Origin of the sequence: Streptomyces thermovulgaris, from assembly GCF_002155915.1 — a bacterium.
GTDB classification, from domain to species: Bacteria; Actinomycetota; Actinomycetes; order Streptomycetales; family Streptomycetaceae; genus Streptomyces; species Streptomyces thermovulgaris.
The window spans coordinates 1-18,284 of sequence record NZ_MUME01000382.1 but is presented as its reverse complement, the minus strand read 5'-3'; the positions used below and the strand labels follow the sequence as shown (position 1 = coordinate 18,284).

The following is an 18,284-nucleotide window of genomic DNA, read 5'->3' as shown; positions in this document are numbered from 1 at the left end:
CCGCGGCGCGCCGCGGGGCTCGGCACGCAACCGCTCAGCGGCCGACTCGACCTGTCCGGCCCTCAGGGCGCCCAGCTGCGCACGGTGCTCGCCTCGGTGCACCGGATCTGTCCGGAGTTCACTCCGGTGCAGGTGCTGCGCCGCAGCGGGCGGTCCGTGCTGCTGGTCGGCACGGCCGGACGCACCACGGCCGTCGCCAAGTGCTTACTCGACCACTCCCCCGCCTGGGTGGAGCGCTACCGGCATGAAATAGCTGCATACCGCTCGTTCGTGCGGCACCGGCCGCCGGTGCGGGCGCCCCGGCTGATCGCGGCGGACCCGGACAGCTGCACATTAGTCGTCGAGCGCACACCGGGCCGGGTGGCCGCACTCCAGCGACATCCGGCACAGGCGCCGCCCCAGGCGGACATCCGGGCCGTGCTGGGCGCGATCTGCCGGCTGAACGCCTGGCGTCCGCCCGCGGGGACCTTCGACACCCCGCTGGACTACGCCGCCCGGATCTCCCGCTACCACGAGCTGGGGCTGCTCACCGACCGCGACCTGGGGGACCTGCAGAAACTGCTGCACGGCATCGCGCATGCCGCGGGCCGGCAGGGCATGGGCCAGTTCTGCCACGGTGACGCACTGCTCGCGAACGTCCTGCTCTCACCGGCCGGTCCAGTGCTGGTGGACTGGGAGCACGCGGGCTGGTACCTGCCGGGCTACGACCTGGCGACACTGTGGACGGTCCTCGGCGACGCGCCGGTGGCACGCCGGCAGATCAGCCAGCTCGCCCAGGCGGCCGGGCCGGCCGCGCGGGACGCGTTCCTGGTAAACCTGATGCTTGTGCTCACCCGGGAGATCCGCACCTACGAGACGGCCGTGCAGCGCTCGATGCACGACGCCACCCACCCGGGTGCCGCCCAGTCCGGCGAGGAGCAGCGCCTGCTTCTGCGCCGTCTGCACGACGACTGCCAGCTGGCCCGCAGAGCGGTACGCGCGGCCGTGGGCACCCGCTGACCGCCACGGCCCGCGGCGCGTCCTCCTCCCCGGACGCGCCGCGTCCCCTCCCCGCTCGTTCCCGTGCTCGTTGCCCGCACCCGCTCCTCGCCCTGCCGGTCCTCGCTCCCCTGTCCCCCTTGCCGGCTCCTCGCCTCGGGCTGCTTCCAGATCTTTTCGGCTCCTTCCGGCGTTCCGGGGCGGCGGCCCCGGAACGCCACCGGTGCACACCACCGGCGCCGCGCAGTTCGTTCGGGGCGTCCGGGTGAAACTCGCCGGGGACGCCGTCGGCAGGGGAATTCTCCGTGCGATGCGGATGATTGACGGATCGTCGGACAACCGGTACCACTGACCCACGCCGGTCCCGCACGCCCCGTCACGCCCGAGCGCACAGGAGGCCGCCTTGCGAGGATCCGTCACCGTTTCCGGACCCGTGCCGGGAGGCAGACGCATGCGGGGTGCGGCGGTTGCCGTCGCCTCGGCGGTGCTGCTGCTGCCGCTGCTGGGCGCCGCGCCGTCCGCGGGCGCCTCCGCGGACGACACCGGGCGGCTGCAGCGGGCGTTCGCCTCCGCCGCGGCCGAGTACCGGGTGCCGCTCAGTGTGCTGATGGGCGTGTCGTATCTGCAGTCCCGGTGGGAGGGGCACGGCGGTGCGCCGAGCGTGACCGGCGGCTACGGGCCGATGCATCTCACCGATGCGCGCACCGCGCTCGCCCGGGCCTCGCACCACGGCGCGGGCACGGAGGACCCGCGCGGGGACGGTGCGCGGGCGGCCCTGCGCCCGGTCGCGAAGGTGCCGGAGAACTCCGCGCTGCCCGCCCGGCTGAAGACCCTGACGAGGGCGGCCGAGCTGACCGGGATCCCCGCCGAGCGCCTGCGCAGTGACGATTCGGCGAACATCAGGGGCGGCGCGGCCCTGCTCGCCGCCGCCCAGAAGCAGCTCGGCGAGCCGCTGAGCCCGGACCCCGCCGACTGGTACGGAGCGGTGGCCCGGTTCTCCGGAGCGGACGACAGCGCGACGGCGGCGGCGTACGCCGACGACGTCTACGACGTGATCCGCTCCGGGGAGCGGCGCGTCACCGCCACCGGGCAGCGGATCGTCCTGGCCGCGCAGCCCCAGCTGGTCCCCGACACCGCCCAGCTGGCCCGGACGGGTCTGCGCCGTGCCTCCGCGGCCGGCACGGAGTGCCCGTCCTCGGTGTCCTGCGAGTGGATTCCGGCGCCGTACGAGGAGTTCGGCGACGGCGACTACGGCAACCACGACCTGGGCGACCGCCCGGCGTCGCAGTCCATCCGGTACATCGTCGTCCACGACACGGAGGGCCGCTGGGACGGGGTCGTCGATCTCGTCCAGGACCCCACCTATGTGTCGTGGCACTACACGCTGCGCTCCACCGACGGGCACATCGCCCAGCATGTGAGAACCAAGGACGTGGCCTGGCACGCGGGCAACTGGTACGTCAACGCCACGTCGATCGGTCTGGAGCACGAGGGCTTCCTCGCCTCGCCGGACGCCTGGTACACGGAGGCGATGTACCGCGCCTCGGCACGGCTGGTGAAGTATCTCGCCGAGAAGTACGACATCCCGCTGGACCGGCAGCACATCCTCGGTCACGACACCGTGCCGGGGCCGACGAGCGGGGCCATCCCGGGCATGCACACCGACCCGGGGCCGTACTGGGACTGGCAGCACTACTTCGAGCTGCTGGGCCGCCCCCTCAAACCGGCCGCGGTCGGAAACGGCGGCATGGTGACGATCCGCCCCGACTACGCCGCGAACCGTCCCGAGTACACGGGCTGCACCGCCCACGGCCGGCCCTGCGCCCCGCACGGCTCCAGCGCGGTGCGGCTGTACTCGCGGCCCGACACCTCCTCGCCGCTGATCAAGGACATCGGGCTGAGACCGGACGGCGGTGCCTCCACGATCGACGTGAACGACATCGCCTCCCGGGTGGAGACCGGCCAGCAGTACGCGGTCGCCGAGCGGCGGGGCGACTGGACGGCGATCTGGTACCTGGGGCAGAAGGCCTGGTTCCGGAACCCGGAGGGGCAGCCGACGGCGGTGGACGCGGTCGGGCTGGTGGTGACGCCGAGGGCCGGGCTGGACAGTGTGCCGGTGTACGGCAGGGCGTACCCGGAGAAGGAGGCCTATCCGGCGGGCGTGCCCGTGCAGCCGGTGTCGCCGCTGCCGTACCGGATGCCCGCGGGCCAGAAGTACGTGGTGGGGGACCTGGTACGGGGTGAGTACTACTACTCGGTGACCTTCACCACGGACTCGCACCGGGTGGTGACCGGCAAGGACCTGTACTACCAGATCCAGTTCGGCCACCGGGTGGCGTTCGTGCGGGCCGCCGACGTACGGCTGGAGCCGTCGGTCCTGTAACGGTGCCGGAAGGCGGCGGAGCAGGGGAAGGGACCGCAGGTCCGGTGGGACGGCGGGTCCTTCCGCCGCCCCCGGTCGGTCCCGCGGGAGTCAGCCCTGCTGGAACAGCTCGGCGGGCAGCGGCTTGAGCAGGGCGTACAGGTCGTCGGTGATCGGGCGGTCCCAGGCGGCGATGGTCACCAGGACGCCGTCGCTGCGGTCGAACTGCACGCAGGAGATCCGGCTCTCCGAGAGCTTCAGCCGGCGCACGATCAGCAGGTTGTCGCCCTGCATCACCGGCACGTCCTCGACGCCGACGACGGTGACCTTCTCGTCGTTGCCCAGGGCCTGCAGCAGCTGGGCGACCTCGAAGGGCACCTCGCCCTCGGCGACCTCGCGGGCCGGCGAGCCCTCGGGCAGATTGCCGATGATCATCGCGGTGCCGCGGCCGCCGAACAGGTCGTACCTCAGGAAGACGCCCTGGCAGGTGCCGTCGGGCGCGGGCAGCAGCCCGGCACCGAGGTCGCCCGGCCAGTCTCCCGGGTCCATGGCCAGTACGTCGAAGTCGGGCCCGGCGGGTTTGGCACTGCGGCGGCGGAGGAACGACATGCCGCCCATGGTACGTGCCCCGGCCTGCCGCACGGCGAGCGGGCCGCCCCGGGAACGGCGGTGGCGTCCCCGGGGGCGGGAGAAACGGCCCCTTACGGCGGGGGCGGGGCGGTACGGCTGCCGCCGGTCCGCCGCCGCTCTCGCTCCTGTCCCGCTCCTGTCTCACTCCTGCGGGGCCGACGGCACCACCGCGACGGGGCTCGCCGCGTGCAGGAGGACGGCCTGGGTGACCGAGCCCATCATGCGGGCCGGGGCCAGCGGACGGCGGCGGTGACGGCCGACCACGACCAGTTCCGCGTCGCGGGAGGCGGCGACCAGGTGTCCGGCCGCGTCCCCGGGGGCGACCCAGGACTCCGTCCGGACGCCGGGACAGCGGGCGCGGTGCGGGGCGAGGAGGTCGTCGATCAGGGTCCGGGTGTCGCTCTCCACGGCCTCCTGGTCGATCACGGGCGGGGCGAGCTCGCCGGGGACCATCCAGGTGGGGCCCGGCCACGGGTAGGCGGTGACCACCTGGAGCCGGGCCTCGCGCAGAGCGGCCTCGGTGAAGGCGAAGGCGAGCGTGGCCTCGTCGGGGCCGGCCGCGTTCACGCCGACGACCACACGGGGCCCGGGGCCGCCCGGCGCCTCGCCGTGGACCTCGCGGCCGGGCCGGGGCACCACGACGACCGGGCAGTCGGCGTCGCGGGCGGCGGCCAGGCTGCTGGAGCCGAGCAACAGGCTGGCGAAGCCGCCGCGTCCGCGTGAGCCGAGCACCAGCAGCCGGGCGTCGGAACCGAGTTCGGGCAGCAGTGCCTCGGGGCGTCCGTCCAGTCCCGTGTACTCCACCTCGATGCCCTGGGTGCGGCCCTCGAGGTGGGCGCGCACCCGGTCGAGCACCGGGTCCTCGTCGCCCCGCACCGGGTACTGCCGCACATGGACCGCCCGCAGCCGCGCACCGCGCCTTCGGGCGGCGTCGAGGGCCCAGTCCAGGGCGCGCAGGCTGTCGTGGGAACCGTCGACCGCGGCGACGACCGGCAGGCTGCTCATGGGATTCCTCTCCTCGGACGACGGCCTGGGGACCGGACCACGGGCGCGGGACCGGGCCGGGGCGGGTGGAACGGGTGCCGCCGGCAGGCGGGGGTCAGGTGCCGGCGAACCGGTCGCGCAGTTCGCGCTTGAGGATCTTTCCGCTGGCGTTGCGGGGCAGTTCGTCCACGAAGAAGACCTTCTTGGGCACCTTGAAGGAGGGCAGCTTCTCGCGGGCGTGGGCGATCAGGTCGGACTCGGCGACCTCGCCTCGGGGGACGACGAAGGCGGTGACGGCCTCGATCCAGTGGTCGTCGGGCAGGCCGACCACGGCCGCCTCGGCGACCCCGGGGTGCGTGTACAGGACGTCCTCGACCTGGCGGGAGGCGACCAGTACGCCGCCGGAGTTGATGACGTCCTTCACCCGGTCGACGATCGTGTAGTAGCCGTGCGGGTCGCGGACGGCGAGGTCGCCGGAGCGGAACCAGCCGTCGCGGAAGGCCGCGGCGGTCTCCTCGGGCCTGTCCCAGTACCCCTCGCACAACTGCGGGGAGCGGTAGACGATTTCGCCGGGCGTGCCGTCGGGCACGTCCTTGCCCTCCTCGTCGACGACCCGGGCGTCCACGAAGAGCACCGGCCGGCCGCAGGAGTCCAGCCGCCCCTTGTGCTCGTCGGGGCCCAGCACCATGGCCAGCGGGCCGATCTCGCTCTGGCCGAAGCAGTTGTAGAGGGCGAGCTTCGGCAGGCGTTCACGGAGGCGTTCCAGGACCGGCACCGGCATGATCGAGGCGCCGTAGTACGCCTTGCGCAGTCCGTCGAGGTTCCGGGTGGCGAAGTCGGGGCGTCCCGTGAGGCCGATCCACACCGTGGGCGGGGCGAACAGGCTGTCCACGCGTCCTGCCTCGATCAGGTCGAGGAGCCGGTCGCCGTCGGGCGCGTCCAGGATGATGTTCGTGGCGCCCACGGCCAGGTACGGCAGCAGGAACACGTGCATCTGCGCCGAGTGGTAGAGCGGCAGTGAGTGCACGGGGCGGTCCCCCGCGCTGAGGTCGAGGGCCGTGATCGCGCTCAGATAGGCGTGGACCAGCGCCCGGTGGGTCATCATCGCGCCCTTGGGCAGGGCGGTGGTGCCGGAGGTGTAGAGCAGCTGCACCAGGTCCTCGGTGCGCGGCTCGGGGCCGTCGTACGGCTCCGCGGAGGGCAGGCGGGCCAGCAGCGAGTCGTCGGTCCCGCGCAGCGCCAGTGTCCGTGTGCCGTCCGGCAGCCGCCCGGCCAGGTCCGGGTCGCCGAGGACCAGGGTGCTGCCCGACTGGCCGACGATGTACGCGAGGTCGTCGCCGGTCAGGTTCTGGTTGACCGGCACATGCACCAGGCCCGCGCGGGCGCAGGCGAGGAAGGCGATCAGATAGGCGTCGGAGTTGTGGCCGTAGGCGCCGACCCGGTCGCCGGGCGCGAGGCCCTGGTCGAGCAGGACGCTCGCCGCGCGGGAGACGGCGTCGTCGAGTTCCGCGTACGTCCACGACCGGTCGCCGTACTCGACGGCGACACGCGCCGGGACGCGCCGGGCGCTGCGCCGCAGGACTCCGTCGACCGTGCTCCCGTGTCCAGGCGTCATGACACATGATCATCGACCTGCCGGCGGGAGCAGGTCAAGCATCCGTGCCCCTCGGGGGGACCGGGTGCGGTCCCGCCGAAGGGGAGGCGGCCCTGTCGGCCCTCATGGCGGGCCCCGGTCCCGCTCGGACGGCCGGGCGGCCCGGCACCGGGCGCCCGTGGTCCGCATGGGTCAAAGAGGCTGGATCCGGGTGTGCAGGAGGCAGAACTCGTTGCCCTCCGGGCCGGCCAGGACGTGCCAGCTCTCGGTGCCGGTCTGGCCGACGCCGACGGGCCGGGCGCCGGGGGCGAGCAGCCGCTCCAGCCCGGCGTCCTGGTCGCGGCCGGTGGGGCTGACGTCGATGTGCAGACGGAGCTTCCCGGTCCGCGGGTCACTGCTGGGGATGAAGACGAGGATGGGCTGCGGACCGCCGAAGTCGGCGCCGGGCGGCCCGATCGCGATGATTCCGCCGTCCCCCCGGCCGGGTTCGGTGCAGCCGAGGACCTCGCTCCAGAAGGCGGCGAGTCGCTCGGGGCCGGTGCAGTCGACGACCAGTTCGCTGATACGGCATGCCACGGTCGCGTGTGTACGGAAGTGCAGGGCAAGTGTCCGGAGAAATTCCGGGAGTTGACCGGCCGCGTACCGGCGGAGGGCGCACCGCACCCCTGCGGGCGACGGAGACCGCTTCAAACACACCAGCGATCGGCGGGCCGTGGCGATTCCCACCAAGGGGTGGATTATCCGGATTTCCCTTGGTTCCGGTTCCGGTGCTGTGGCGTCCTCTGAGAACGGGCCCGTCCAGGGCCACCGGTGAAGGAAAGGAGAGTTCGTCTCATGCAACGTACTCGTGGTCTTCGCGGTGTCCGTTCATTCGCCGTCTCCTTCGTGGCCCTGGCCGCGTCCCTCGGCGTCGTGCCGGCCGCGGACGCGGCCCCCGCCGCCTACAGCTGCACCCCCGGGTACTTCTGCATCTACAGCGACTGGAACGGCGGCGGAACGCGCTGCCAGTGGAGGCAGGCCAGCAAGGCGAACACGGCCGACGACTGCTCCTTCATCCAGCGAGGGAGAAACGTCCGCTCCGTGTGGAACGGCACCGGACACCGGGTGCAGTACTACACGCAGACCAACTACAGGAACCGCGTCGGCTCCACCCCGGCGGGCTCCGGAGGCAATCTGCAGGGGAACTACCAGATCCGTTCCTTCAGGCCGCAGTGACCGCGGCAGGGCCTGCCCCGGCGAGGGGCAGGCCCACCGGCTTCCCGCGGACGCACGCGGGGCGTCACGCGTGAAAGGGCCCTGTGCGCCTCGTGGGCGCCTCGTGGCCCTTCGCGCCCCGTGCGGTCCGCCGAAGTGACGCCGGCCCGGACCGGGCTGAAACGACGCCCGCTCGGATCGGAGTGCGCGGACCGGGGTCAAGGCCCCCGCGCGGCGGAGGCGTTCAGCCGTCCGTGCCGCCCGTGCCCTCCAGGACCGCCATGGCCGCGTTGTGCCCGGGCACACCGCTGACCCCGCCGCCGCGCACCGCGCCCGCGCCGCACAGCAGCACATTGGCGTACCGGGTCTCCACGCCCCAGCGGCCGGTGCCCTCCTGTGCGTACGGCCAGCTCAGCGCCCGGTGGAAGATGTTGCCGCCGGGCAGGCGCAGGTCCCGCTCCAGGTCCAGCGGGGTCTTCGCCTCGATGCAGGGCCGGCCCTCGGCGTCGGTCGCCAGGCAGTCGGCGAGCGGTTCGGCGAGGTGGGCGTCGAGCTGGGCGAGCGTCGACTTCAGCAGTTCGTCGCGGACGGCGTCGTTGTCGCGGGCGAAGAGCCGGGCCGGGGTGTGCAGGCCGAACAGGGTGAGCGTCTGGTGGCCCTGCTCGACCAGGTCGGGGCCGAGGATCGTGGGGTCGGTCAGGGAGTGGCAGTAGATCTCCGAGGGGGGCGCGGCGGGCAGCTCGCCGGCGGCGGCCTGGGCGTGGGCGGTGGCCAGCTGCTCGTAGCCCTCGGCGATGTGGAAGGTGCCGGAGAAGGCCTCGCGGGGGTCGACGGAGGGGTCACGGAGCCTGGGCAGCCGCTTGAGCAGCATGTTCACCTTCAGCTGGGCTCCCTCGGCGGGCTCGGGCGGGGTGTCGCCGGTCAGGGCGGCCAGGGCCTGCGGGGAGGCGTTCACCAGGACGTGCCGGGCACCGACGGTGCCCTCGCCGTCCCGGGTGCGGTAGGTGACCTCGGCGCTGGTGCCGTCGCTCGTCACCCGCACCACCTCGTGGCCGGTGGCGATGACGGCGCCCGCCCGGCGCGCGGCAAAGGCGAGGGCGTCGGTCAGGGCGCCCATGCCGCCGACCGGCACGTCCCAGGCCCCCGTGCCGCCGCCGATCACGTGGTACAGGAAGCAGCGGTTCTGCACCAGGGACGGGTCGTGGGCGTCGGCGAAGGTGCCGATGAGGGCGTCGGTGAGGACCACGCCGCGGACCAGGTCGTCGGCGAAGCGGTCCTCGAGGGCGACGCCGATCGGCTCCTCGAACAGGATCCGCCAGGCCTCCTCGTCGTCGATGCGGCGGCGCAGCTCCTCACGGGTGGGCAGCGGCTCGGTGAGCGTGGGGAAGACCCGCCGGGCGACATGACCGGTCATGCCGTAGAAGCTCCGCCAGGCCTCCCACTCGCGGTCGGAGCCGGTCAGCCGGACGAACGCCTCGCGGGTGCGCTGTTCTCCCCCGCCCACCAGCAGTCCGGTGGGCCGCCCGTCCCGTTCGACGGGCGTGTACGAGGAGATGGTGCGGGGGCGCAGCCGGACGTCCAGGCCCAGATCCTGGACGATCTTCCGCGGCAGCAGGCTGACCAGGTAGGAGTAGCGGGACAGCCGGGCGTCCACACCGGCGAAGGGGCGGACGGAGACGGCCGCGCCGCCGGTGCGGTCCAGCCGCTCCAGCACGAGCACCGACCGTCCGGCCCGGGCCAGGTAGGCGGCGGCGACCAGTCCGTTGTGCCCGCCGCCGACGACGACGGCGTCGTACGTCCCGTGTGCCTCGTGTGCGCGCATGGTTCTTCGTAGCACGCGGTGATCCGCCTCGGCCAGGGTGCCGCGGGCCGTGCGCGGGTGGCTCAGGAAGCGCCGGCCGCCTGCTGCCGGCGCAGCTCGGCCACCCTGCGGCGCAGCTCGGCGGCTTCCGCGGCGCGGCCGAGCCGTTCCAGGCAGCGGGCCTCGTCGCTGCGGCTGGTGAGCGTGTCGGGGTGGCCGGCGCCCAGGACGCGCTCGCGGTCGGCGGCCACCCGCCGGTACTCGGTGAGCGCCTCGGCCCAGCGGCCGAGCCAGCCGAGGCCCACGGCCACCTCACGGCGGCTGACCAGGGTGTCGGGGTGGTCGGCGCCCAGGACGCGTTCACGGAGCGCGCTCACGTCGCGGGCCTCGGCGAGGGCCTCCTCCCAGCGGCCGAGGCGTCCGAGGCTGACGCCGATGCCGTGGCGGGCGCGCAGGGTGTCGGGGTGGTCCGGGCCCTGGAGGCGGGTGCGGTCCGCTGCCAGGTCGCGGTAGAGCCCGAGCGCCTCCTCGCCGCGGCCGAGCCGGCCCAGCGCGTACGCCGTCTCCTGGCGGGCGGCGAGGGTGTCGGGGTGGCCGGGGCCCAGCACCCGGGCGCGGGCCTCGGCGACCTCGCGGTAGGTCTGCAGGGCCTCGGCCCAGCGGCCCGACTGCCCCAGCAGATAGGCGACTTCGTAGCGGGTGACCAGGGTGTCGGGGTGCAGGGGTCCGAGCACCCGGGCGCGGTCGGCGGCGACCTCGCGGGCCATGCGGCAGGCGTCCTCCGGGCGGCCGAGCCGGCCGAGGCTGAAGGCGAGGTTGTGGCGGCAGCGCAGGGTGTCGGGGTGGTCCGGGCCCATGGTGCGCTCGCGGGCGGCGAGCACGGCCTCGTAGACCCGGTGCGCGTCGGCGTGGCGGCCGAGCCGGCCCAGTACGTACGCCATCTCCTGGCGGGCGGCGAGGGTGTCGGGGTGGTCGGGACCCAGCACCCGGATGCGGGCCGCGGTCACCTGCTTGTACTCGCGCAGCGCGTCGGCGGCGCGCCCGGTGCGGCTGAGGGCGAACGCCACCTCGTAGCGGCTGGCGAGGGTGTCGGGGTGGTCGGGGCCGAGGAGGCGGGCGCGTTCGTCGGCGACCGCGCGGTGCATCTCGCCGGCCTCCTTCCAGCGGCCGAGGCGTCCGAGCCGCAGGCCCGCGCGGTACCGGTCGGCGAGGGCCCCGAGGGCCGCCGGAGGCGGGCCGGGACGGGCGGACGCGGACTCGGCGGCGCCGGCCGGACGGGCGGGCCCGGGCCCGCCGGCACCGGCCGGGCGGGCAGGTGCGGTCCATGTCCCGGCGAGGCCGGCGGCCGGGTCCGCGGGGGTGGTGCGCGGTGCGGTGCCGATCGCCTTGGGACCGGTGGTCATGCCCCGTGTCCAGGACGGCAGACGGGCCTCGCGCACGGCCGGCCGCAGGGCGGCCACCGCGAGCGTGCGGGCGTGCGCGGTGCGGCCCTCGGTGAGACGGCGGTGCAGCTCCTGGGCGTCCTGCGGCCGGTGCTCGGGGCGTTTGGCGAGCAGGTCGAGGATGATCCGCTCCAGGTACGCGGGCAGTTCGGCGCGGTGCCGGCGCGGCGGCTCGGGCGGGGTGTCGCGGTGGCCGACCAGGATCGCCCAGGCGTCGTCGTGGTCGAACGGCGGTGCGCCGGTGGCGATCTCGTACAGCACGCAGCCCAGCGAGTACAGGTCGCTGCGCTGGTCGGCCCGGGCTCCGCCGATCTGCTCGGGCGACATGTAGTGCGGGGTGCCCATGGCGATGCCGGTGCCGGTCAGCCGGGTGGTGAGACCGAAGTCGTGGCCGAGCCGGGCGATGCCGAAGTCGCAGATCTTCACCGTGCCGTCGGTCAGGCGCACGATGTTCGCCGGTTTCAGGTCGCGGTGCACGACGCCCCGCCGGTGGGTGTAGGCGAGGGCGGCGGCGACCTGTTCGGCGATCTCGACGATGTCCGGGACGGCCAGCGGCCGGTGTCCGTTGTCGTCCAGCAGCCGGCTGAGGTCGCGGCCGTCGAGCAGCTCCATGACGAGGTACGGCACGCCGTCGGACTCGCCGAAGTCGTGGACGACGGTCACCCCCCGGTGCTGCAGCGCGGCGGCCACCCGGGCCTCGCGCCGGAAACGCTCGCGCAGCACCCGGGCGCCGGAGGGGTCGTGGTGCGGGCCGAGCGGTTTGAGGCACTTCACGGCGACCTGACGGCCCAGTGACTCGTCCCGTGCCCGCCACACCTCGCCCATGCCGCCCCGCCCGATCGGGTCGAGCAGCCGGTAACGGCCCTGAATCAGCCTGGTCTCCGACATCTCGCGCCGCTGCCCCCGTCGCCGTGTGCCCGTCCTCCCGGACCGTGTCGGCAAGCCGCCCCGGTGCCGGCCCGGTTCGCCGGAAGGCCCCGTCCAGTATGGCGTGCTATCGCCCGGCTTTGTACGGTGCGGGACGTGTCCCGGGGCCGAGCCGGGCCATCGCCTTGAGGATGTTCTTCGGCGGGAGTTGCCAGCGCAGACGTGCGGGGACACAGCGCAGCAGGGTGCCGGTGAGACGCAGCCGGCGGGTGACGGCGGCGGGGGCGGGGGCCGGTCTGCCGTACAGCTCGTGGGCGTACGGTGGCAAAGAGGCGTACGCCAGTTGTGCCACGCGCCGCCACAACAGCTCCCGCGCCGGGACGAGCAGCGGGTGCGCCGGTGGCCGGAGCAGGAAGGCGTCGACCTCCCGGGCCTCGGCCCCGGCGGCCAGTTCGGGGCGCGTCCTGTCGAAGTAGGCCGCGAGTTCCGCCCGGTCGGCGGGCACGACGGCCGGGTCCAGGCCCACCAGGCGGGCGCTGGTGCGTTGTTCGGCGACGTAGCGGTCGGCCTGGGCGTCGGTGAGCGGGAAGCCGGAGCGGCGCAGCACGTGCAGATAGGAGTCGATCTCCGCGCAGTGCACCCACAGCAGCAGCTCGGGGGCGTCGAGCCGGTAGCGCTCCCCCGTCTCCGGGTCGGTCGCCCGGAGCATGCCGTGGATCCTCCGTACCCGGGCGCCGGCCTTCTCGGCGTCCTCGGTCGTCCCGTACGTCGTCGTCCCGACGAAGCCGGCCGTGCGCAGCAGACGGCCCCAGGCGTCGCGCCGGAAGTCGGAGTTCTGCATCACGCCGCGCACCGCACGCGGATGGAGGGCCTGCAGATACAGCGCCCGGACGCCCGCGATCCACATCATCGGGTCGCCGTGCATGTTCCAGGTCACGGACCGTGGACCGAACAACCCGGGATCGCTCATGCCTCCCAGGCTCCCATGCCCCCGCGTCCGCGCGTCAGCCCAGTGTCGCCATGAAGTCCGAACAGGCGCGGGCCGCGGCCCGGCAGGCCTCGGCGGTCCGCTCGGCGCCCGGGTGCCGGTCGAAGACGTGCGCGCTCTCCAGGCAGGCGGCCCGGCACCACTCCAGCTGGACACGCAGACCGGCCTCGTCCTGGTTGTTCTGCTCGGACAGCATCCGGCAGGTGGCGTCGCAGACCTCCGCGCACACGATGCCCTTGCGCCGCAGGAGCTCCTGCTCCTCGCCTCCGCCGGGCTCCACCAGGCTCGCGCGCAGCGCACACGCCCGGGCGCACTCCGTGCACGCCTGGGCACAGGTGAAGCGGTCCTCCAGGAACTGGATGAGTTCCTGCCGTTGCGCAGTCGTCGAAGTCGTCGAAGAACTCGTGGTCACACCGCGCGGGTAGCCGCAGCCGCGGCCGTCAAACGCGGTGACGGCAGGGGTTCCGGCCGTTTTCCGCCGCCCGGGCCGGGCACTCGTGCGGCCCGGGGGCGAGGAGGCACGCACGAGCCGCCGGGACGACGCGACACGGAGGTGGAATCGTGCCCGGACGACAGGAGCTGCCGTCGACACTGGAGCGTTCCTCCGAGGACGCCCAACGCACCTGGATCAAGGCCCATGACGCCGCGGTGGAGCAGTACGGCGAGGGCGAGCGGGCGCACCGGGTGGCGTACGGCGCGCTCAAGCACACGTACGAGAAGGTCGGCGATCACTGGGAGCGCAAGGAGGGCGGGCGCAAGGGCCCCTCGGATCCGCGGTCGGCCCGGCCCCGGGGACGGGGCGGACGCAGCGGCGAGGGCGTCGACGAGAGCGCGTCCAAGGAGCATCTGTACGACGTGGCCAGGCGCCTCGGTGTCGAGGGCCGCTCGAGGATGTCCAAGGGTGAGCTGCTGGACGCGATCCGCAAGGAGAACCGTTCGAGGACCCGGCAGGCACGCTCCGGGTGAGCGAGGGGGCGGGACGAGCAGGGGCCGCGGCGGGGCCGGACCGGTTCCCCGGTGCCCGACGGCCTCACCGGTGCCCCGCGCGTGCTCTCGCCCCGCTCCCGCGCGTCGTCGGGGTGCGTCCGGCGGACGGGGCCGCGATGATGGGTCTGCGCGGCCGCGCCGGTCACCCGAGGTCCGGAGAGGAGGCGCCGTCGCCATGTCCCGTCCGACTCCGTCCCGTCCGGCGCCGTGCGCGGCCGCCGGTCACGGAAACGGGCGTCCGCGGCGGCTGCGTTGAGCGAACGGGGGGCCGGGCGCCCGACGACGCACCGCGGATGGGCCGCCGAGCTCTACCGGCGCGGCAAACAGCTGGAGCTCATGCACCGGGCGGTGGGGTTCGCCACGCTCGCCCTGATCACTCTGGCCCCGCTGCTGATCGTGGTGGCCGCGCTCGACCCCCTGCACCATGCCGGGTTCGCGCTGTGGCTGGTGGACGGCATGGACCTGTCCGGCCAGTCCGCCCGGGTGCTCACGGAGGTCTTCAACCCGCCGCCCAGGGTGGCCGCCTCCACCAGTGCGTGGGGACTGGTGCTGCTCGTCGTGTTCGGGGTCTCCTTCGCCTCGAGCGTGCAGAACGCCTACGAGCGGATCTGGCGGCTGCCCTCCGGCCCCTGGCACCGGATCTGGCGCCAGGTCGTCTGGCTGATCGCGCTGATGGTGTACCTGTACGTGCAGGTGCTCACCCGCACCCTGCTCGCCGGGACGCACCGGATGCTGCTGAGCGTGGGCGTCGGCGTGCTGTTCTTCTGGTGGGGCCCGTACTTCTTCCTCGGCCGCCAGGTGCGCTGGCGGCTGCTGTTCCCCGGGGCCGTCGCCACCATGGTGGGCCTGGTGGGCCTGCGGGTCTTCTCGGACCTGGTGTTCACTCCGCTGATCGTGACCAATGCCGTCAGCTACGGCGCCATCGGCACCATCCTGGTGGTGGAGTCCTGGCTGATCGGCGTGGGGTTCGTCGTCTACGGCGGCGCGCTGGTCGGTCATCTGTTCTGCGACCGGATGGGGCATCTGCTGCAGCACAAGGAGGCCGACGCGCCGTGAGCCCCGCCCGGCGGGGTGGCCGGACGGGGCTCACGGCGCGTACGTGTACGGGCGGCCGTCACACGGCCGAGCGCCGGGCCGTACAGGAAGGTCACCCGGGCGCGCACCGTCTCGACGGCCTCCCACTGCCCGGCGCTCAGACGGGTGCCCGGTGCTCAGACGGGCCGGCGCGGCGGGGAGGACGCCGTCCTGCTCCTTGAGGATGTGCTCCCGCAGGAGTGCGAGTGTCCCGGGGAGACGGGCGGGCCGTGCGGGGTCCTCCGGGACACCGGCGTCCGCCTCGGCGGGCACCCGGTCGACGCGGCGGTGCTCCGCCTCCGGCGCGGCGGTCTTCTCGGGGAACTCCGGGCGAGAGCGGGGAACAGACCGGGCTCCTCCGCTTCGGTGCGCGGGCCGGGCACCGGGGAGATCCGCCGGGCCGGATCCGCCATGCGGGCGGCGTCCCGGTGGGCCTGTCGCACCCGGCCGGCGAGGCTCACCGGGGTCCCGTGCTCACGGGTCGGCTCGTCGGTCGAGGCCAGGCTCTGGCAGCCGCAGTACTCGCACATCGGTCCGCTCTCCTCCCGTCGGCGCGGTCCTGCCGGTGCGGTTCCGGGGCGTTTTCGGGACGTGGTTCCGGGAGGTGGTTCCGGATCGTGGTCTCAGGCGATGTCGAGGACCTCGCGGACGGGACGGCGGGGGCTGGCGACACCGCCGGGGCCGTAACCGAGGCGCAGCACCATCTGCACATGACCGGTGCCCGACACCGGGTCGCGGGCCAGCAGGCGCAGGTCCGGCCTCTCCAGCGGCTGCGAGGTCAGGGAGGTGGCGAGGCCGGCCATGGTCGCCTCCAGCAGGACCCGTTCCAGGGCCTGGCCGGCGCGCAGCCAGTCGACCGGTGTGTCGCCGCCGGTGCTCAGCAGGGCCAGTTGCGGGTCGTGCTCGAACTTCTCGGCGGCGCGGCCGGTCACCGGCCTGCGGCCGGCGAAGTCGCGCAGCGGGGCCCTGCCGTCGCGGCGGTGGGGTCCGAAGGCGTACTCGGGGACGCCGTCGGTGGCGACGTCGGCCTCCGGTCCGAGCCGGACCCAGCGGATCAGGTCCTCCCGGCTGACGGGGTCCAGGGTCTCCCGGTTCTCCGCGTCGCGGACCAGCCCCAGCACGGTCTCGGTGTGCCAGCGTCCGGGAAAGAACAGCTCGGCGCCCTCCCGGGCCGCTGCCTCCCGCAGCGCGGCACGGACCTCCTGGGGGATCCTCCGCTCGGAGAACGGGTGACGGCTGGTGTGCCGCTTGGAGATCGCCGGGTGCAGCCGTCGCAGCTCGTCGTCGCTCGTCGCGGGTTCCACCAGGTGCACCGCGGCGAGCAGCAGCGGGTCCGCCGGATCGGGCAGCAGCCGGACCTCGGGGGTGAGACCGGCGTGCGCGGCGGCGACCCGCAGATTGAACAGCGCCGCTCCGCAACCGATGTGCAGGGCCCGGTGGCCGGGGTCGGTCCGGTGCATGGCCCGCCGAAGGTCGGCGTACAGCAGGAGCAGGTCCTCGTCCGGCAGGAAGCGGAACCTCCAGGGCTGGGAGTTGTGCATGGACGGGGCGGCCGTGGCCTCGGCGACCAGCGTGGTCACCGTCCTGCTGTCGAGCTGTCGCGTGTCCATCGCAACCTCCTCGGGCCGGATGCCCTGCGGCTGCCGGGATTCCGCCGCCCTGCGGTCCAGTCAACCCCCGTCGGGCCCTTGCCGCATGGGCCGACCGGCCCGGACCGGAGCCGGGCACGGGGCCTTCCGGCCCCTTCGTTCCGCCTCCGGGTGATCTGCCGCCCCGGGGCACAAACCCGCGTCAGGTGTGGGGGATCACCGCGACCGGCGGCGTCGCGTGGCGCAGCACCGTGTCGGTGACCGGCCCGATGTGCGTGCCGAGCGTGCCCTGCCGGATCGTCTGCCCGACGACCAGCAGCACGGCGTCCCTGGAGGCGTCGACCAGATGGGTGCCGGCCTGGCCGATCACGGCCTGGGCGGTCACCGGCACGCCGGGGAACTTCTCCTGCCAGGGGCGGAGCACCTCGCCGAGCGGGGCGGTCACGGAGTCCGTCTCCGCGAGGTCGGGGCCGTCGGCGGACTCGTCCGCCGAGCCGCGGCCGTGGACGACGCGGAGGGCGGCGCCGCGCCGTGCGGCGGCCTCGAAGGCGAACACGAGCACGGCGTCGTCGGGGCCGTCCAGGTCCACGCCGACGACCACGACGCCGCCGGTGTCCCCGCCCGTCACCGGCTTGTGGCCGCCGCCCTGCGATGTCCCGGTGCCGGCGGCACGGACCAGTACGACCGGCCCCTGCGCCCGGGCCACCACCGCCCGGGCCATGGAACCGAGCAGGAAACCGGCGGTCCTGCCCAGCCCGTGCGAGCCGAGCACCAGCATCTCCCCGTCCGCCCCGGCGGCCGCCAGGGCCGCCGCGGGGTCCCCGGGGAGGCGGTCGGTGATGACCTCGAGCCCGGGGTGGCGGCGCGACAGGTGGACCCGGGCGTCGGTGAGCAGACGCGCGGACCTCTTGGGGTCCGACGGGACGGTCACGCCCGCGAGGGGCGCATGGGGCACGATCGGCTGTTCCCAGGCGTGCACGAGCCGCAGCGGCACCTGACGCAGCAGCGCCTCGTGGGCGGCCCATTCGGCCGCGGCACGACCGGCGCGGCTGCCGTCGAAGCCGACGACGACGGGACGGACAGGGATGGTCGACATGGCGGCGGTCTCCTTGCAGTGGATGACTCCACTGTCGTCGTCGGCGCCTCGCCGCAGGAGGGCCCAAAGTCCCTGGAGGGGAAGCCGATCGACCGCCCGGTGCCCCTCACCAGGGGTCTTCCGGAGTTTCAGGGGCCTTCCAGGGGCCTTCCAGGGGGCTTTCGGCGGCCCGGGGATCTCCGGAGTTCCCGGGGAGCCGAGAGCCCCTGCGTGAAACGGCCCTCGCGTGAAGCGGTCCCGGGGAAGGAGGAGGCCGGGGCCGCGAGGCCGGAAGTCCGTCCGGGTGTCTCAGGGCTGCTCGTCGGCCAGGTCGGGTTCGAGCAGGGGGCGGCGGGGCGGTCCCGCGAGGGCGCTGCGGACGTCCACCACCCCTTCCACGGAGCGTGCCAGGCGCAGGACGAGCGGTGTCAGGGAGGCGTCCTGCACACGTCCGGCGAGGGTGACGACGCCCTCGTGCACGGTCACCTGTATCGCCCCCGGCAGCCCCGGAAGCCGGGCCTCGCGCAGCCGGCGGCGGACCTCCTCGGCGATGTCCTCGTCGCTGCGCAGGAAGACCTTGAGCAGGTCGGAGCGGCTGACGATGCCGGTGAGCACGCCCTCGTCGTCGACGACCGGCAGGCGCTTGACGCCTCGCTGGGCCATGAGGCGGGCGGCCCGGGCCAGGCCGGCGCCGGGGTGGACGGTGACGGCCGGGGCGG

At 74.2% G+C, this 18,284-nt stretch carries 16 protein-coding genes; 5 read left to right on the top strand and 11 right to left on the bottom strand.

What is annotated here, in order from left to right:
- Both CCN35_RS24735 and CCN35_RS24730 read left to right on the top strand, forming a co-directional pair.
- Positions 1–999: aminoglycoside phosphotransferase family protein (locus CCN35_RS24735; RefSeq protein ID WP_086794395.1), on the top strand; the 999-nt coding region annotated here is incomplete at its 5' end.
- 382 nt (positions 1,000–1,381) lie between these two features.
- Positions 1,382–3,361 (top strand): N-acetylmuramoyl-L-alanine amidase, encoded by a 1,980-nt coding sequence (locus CCN35_RS24730; protein ID WP_425444322.1) that lies wholly within the window; start codon positions 1,382–1,384, stop codon positions 3,359–3,361.
- A gap of 90 nt (positions 3,362–3,451) precedes the next feature.
- Here CCN35_RS24730 and CCN35_RS24725 read toward each other — a convergent pair whose 3' ends face one another.
- From CCN35_RS24725 to CCN35_RS24710, 4 genes are all read right to left on the bottom strand, one after another.
- A complete protein-coding gene (locus CCN35_RS24725) occupies positions 3,452–3,949 on the bottom strand; it encodes a hypothetical protein (protein ID WP_067397404.1) in 498 nt (165 codons plus the stop codon).
- A gap of 162 nt (positions 3,950–4,111) precedes the next feature.
- On the bottom strand, positions 4,112–4,975 hold the full coding sequence (locus CCN35_RS24720; RefSeq protein ID WP_086794392.1) for a universal stress protein: 864 nt from the start codon (positions 4,973–4,975) through the stop codon (positions 4,112–4,114).
- A gap of 94 nt (positions 4,976–5,069) precedes the next feature.
- Entirely contained in the window at positions 5,070–6,569 is a 1,500-nt protein-coding gene (locus CCN35_RS24715; RefSeq protein ID WP_067397387.1) for an acyl-CoA synthetase, read from the bottom strand.
- A gap of 171 nt (positions 6,570–6,740) precedes the next feature.
- On the bottom strand, positions 6,741–7,124 hold the full coding sequence (locus CCN35_RS24710; RefSeq protein ID WP_086794390.1) for a VOC family protein: 384 nt from the start codon (positions 7,122–7,124) through the stop codon (positions 6,741–6,743).
- Between the two features lie 258 nt (positions 7,125–7,382).
- Here CCN35_RS24710 and CCN35_RS24705 point away from each other — a divergent pair, with 258 nt between their 5' ends.
- Positions 7,383–7,763 (top strand): peptidase inhibitor family I36 protein, encoded by a 381-nt coding sequence (locus CCN35_RS24705; protein WP_067397389.1) that lies wholly within the window; start codon positions 7,383–7,385, stop codon positions 7,761–7,763.
- Between the two features lie 223 nt (positions 7,764–7,986).
- Here the strand turns inward: CCN35_RS24705 and CCN35_RS24700 are convergent, their stop codons facing one another.
- The 4 genes from CCN35_RS24700 to CCN35_RS24685 all read right to left on the bottom strand — a co-directional run bounded on the left by CCN35_RS24700 (position 7,987) and on the right by CCN35_RS24685 (position 13,252).
- A complete protein-coding gene (locus CCN35_RS24700; RefSeq protein WP_067397390.1) occupies positions 7,987–9,564 on the bottom strand; it encodes a phytoene desaturase family protein in 1,578 nt (525 codons plus the stop codon).
- Positions 9,565–9,626: 62 nt separating this feature from the next.
- A complete protein-coding gene (locus CCN35_RS24695; protein WP_067397391.1) occupies positions 9,627–11,873 on the bottom strand; it encodes a serine/threonine-protein kinase in 2,247 nt (748 codons plus the stop codon).
- 106 nt (positions 11,874–11,979) lie between these two features.
- A complete protein-coding gene (locus tag CCN35_RS24690) occupies positions 11,980–12,822 on the bottom strand; it encodes an oxygenase MpaB family protein (protein ID WP_067397392.1) in 843 nt (280 codons plus the stop codon).
- Between the two features lie 34 nt (positions 12,823–12,856).
- Entirely contained in the window at positions 12,857–13,252 is a 396-nt protein-coding gene (locus tag CCN35_RS24685; protein WP_067397393.1) for a four-helix bundle copper-binding protein, read from the bottom strand.
- Between the two features lie 149 nt (positions 13,253–13,401).
- Between CCN35_RS24685 and CCN35_RS24680 the strand changes: the two genes are divergently transcribed.
- Positions 13,402–13,806, top strand: a complete 405-nt coding sequence (locus CCN35_RS24680; protein ID WP_067397394.1) for a ChaB family protein — start codon at positions 13,402–13,404, stop codon at positions 13,804–13,806.
- Between the two features lie 273 nt (positions 13,807–14,079).
- On the top strand, positions 14,080–14,883 hold the full coding sequence (locus CCN35_RS24675) for a ribonuclease BN (RefSeq protein ID WP_067397395.1): 804 nt from the start codon (positions 14,080–14,082) through the stop codon (positions 14,881–14,883).
- A gap of 641 nt (positions 14,884–15,524) precedes the next feature.
- Here CCN35_RS24675 and CCN35_RS24665 read toward each other — a convergent pair.
- The 3 genes from CCN35_RS24665 to CCN35_RS24655 form a co-directional block, all read right to left on the bottom strand.
- Positions 15,525–16,511 carry an Acg family FMN-binding oxidoreductase gene (locus CCN35_RS24665; protein WP_067397396.1) on the bottom strand — a complete coding sequence of 329 codons (987 nt, stop codon included), beginning with the start codon at positions 16,509–16,511 and terminating at the stop codon, positions 15,525–15,527.
- Between the two features lie 181 nt (positions 16,512–16,692).
- The gene (locus tag CCN35_RS24660) at positions 16,693–17,586 is read right to left on the bottom strand and encodes a universal stress protein (protein ID WP_067397397.1); all 894 of its coding nucleotides are present in this window, start codon (positions 17,584–17,586) and stop codon (positions 16,693–16,695) included.
- A gap of 288 nt (positions 17,587–17,874) precedes the next feature.
- Positions 17,875–18,284, bottom strand: a 410-nt coding sequence (locus tag CCN35_RS24655; protein ID WP_143631792.1) for a CBS domain-containing protein, incomplete at its 5' end; no start/stop codon positions are given.

What these genes read in the sequence shown, in the direction of transcription:
- CCN35_RS24725 (WP_067397404.1), bottom strand. Translation starts at nt 3,949, where the DNA reads ATGTCGTTCCTCCGCCGCCGCAGTGCCAAACCCGCCGGGCCCGACTTC.
- CCN35_RS24720 (WP_086794392.1), bottom strand. Translation starts at nt 4,975, where the DNA reads ATGAGCAGCCTGCCGGTCGTCGCCGCGGTCGACGGTTCCCACGACAGC.
- CCN35_RS24715 (WP_067397387.1), bottom strand. Translation starts at nt 6,569, where the DNA reads ATGACGCCTGGACACGGGAGCACGGTCGACGGAGTCCTGCGGCGCAGC.
- CCN35_RS24705 (WP_067397389.1), top strand. Translation starts at nt 7,383, where the DNA reads ATGCAACGTACTCGTGGTCTTCGCGGTGTCCGTTCATTCGCCGTCTCC.
- CCN35_RS24700 (WP_067397390.1), bottom strand. Translation starts at nt 9,564, where the DNA reads ATGCGCGCACACGAGGCACACGGGACGTACGACGCCGTCGTCGTCGGC.
- CCN35_RS24695 (WP_067397391.1), bottom strand. Translation starts at nt 11,873, where the DNA reads ATGTCGGAGACCAGGCTGATTCAGGGCCGTTACCGGCTGCTCGACCCG.
- CCN35_RS24690 (WP_067397392.1), bottom strand. Translation starts at nt 12,822, where the DNA reads ATGAGCGATCCCGGGTTGTTCGGTCCACGGTCCGTGACCTGGAACATG.
- CCN35_RS24665 (WP_067397396.1), bottom strand. Translation starts at nt 16,511, where the DNA reads ATGGACACGCGACAGCTCGACAGCAGGACGGTGACCACGCTGGTCGCC.
- CCN35_RS24660 (WP_067397397.1), bottom strand. Translation starts at nt 17,586, where the DNA reads ATGTCGACCATCCCTGTCCGTCCCGTCGTCGTCGGCTTCGACGGCAGC.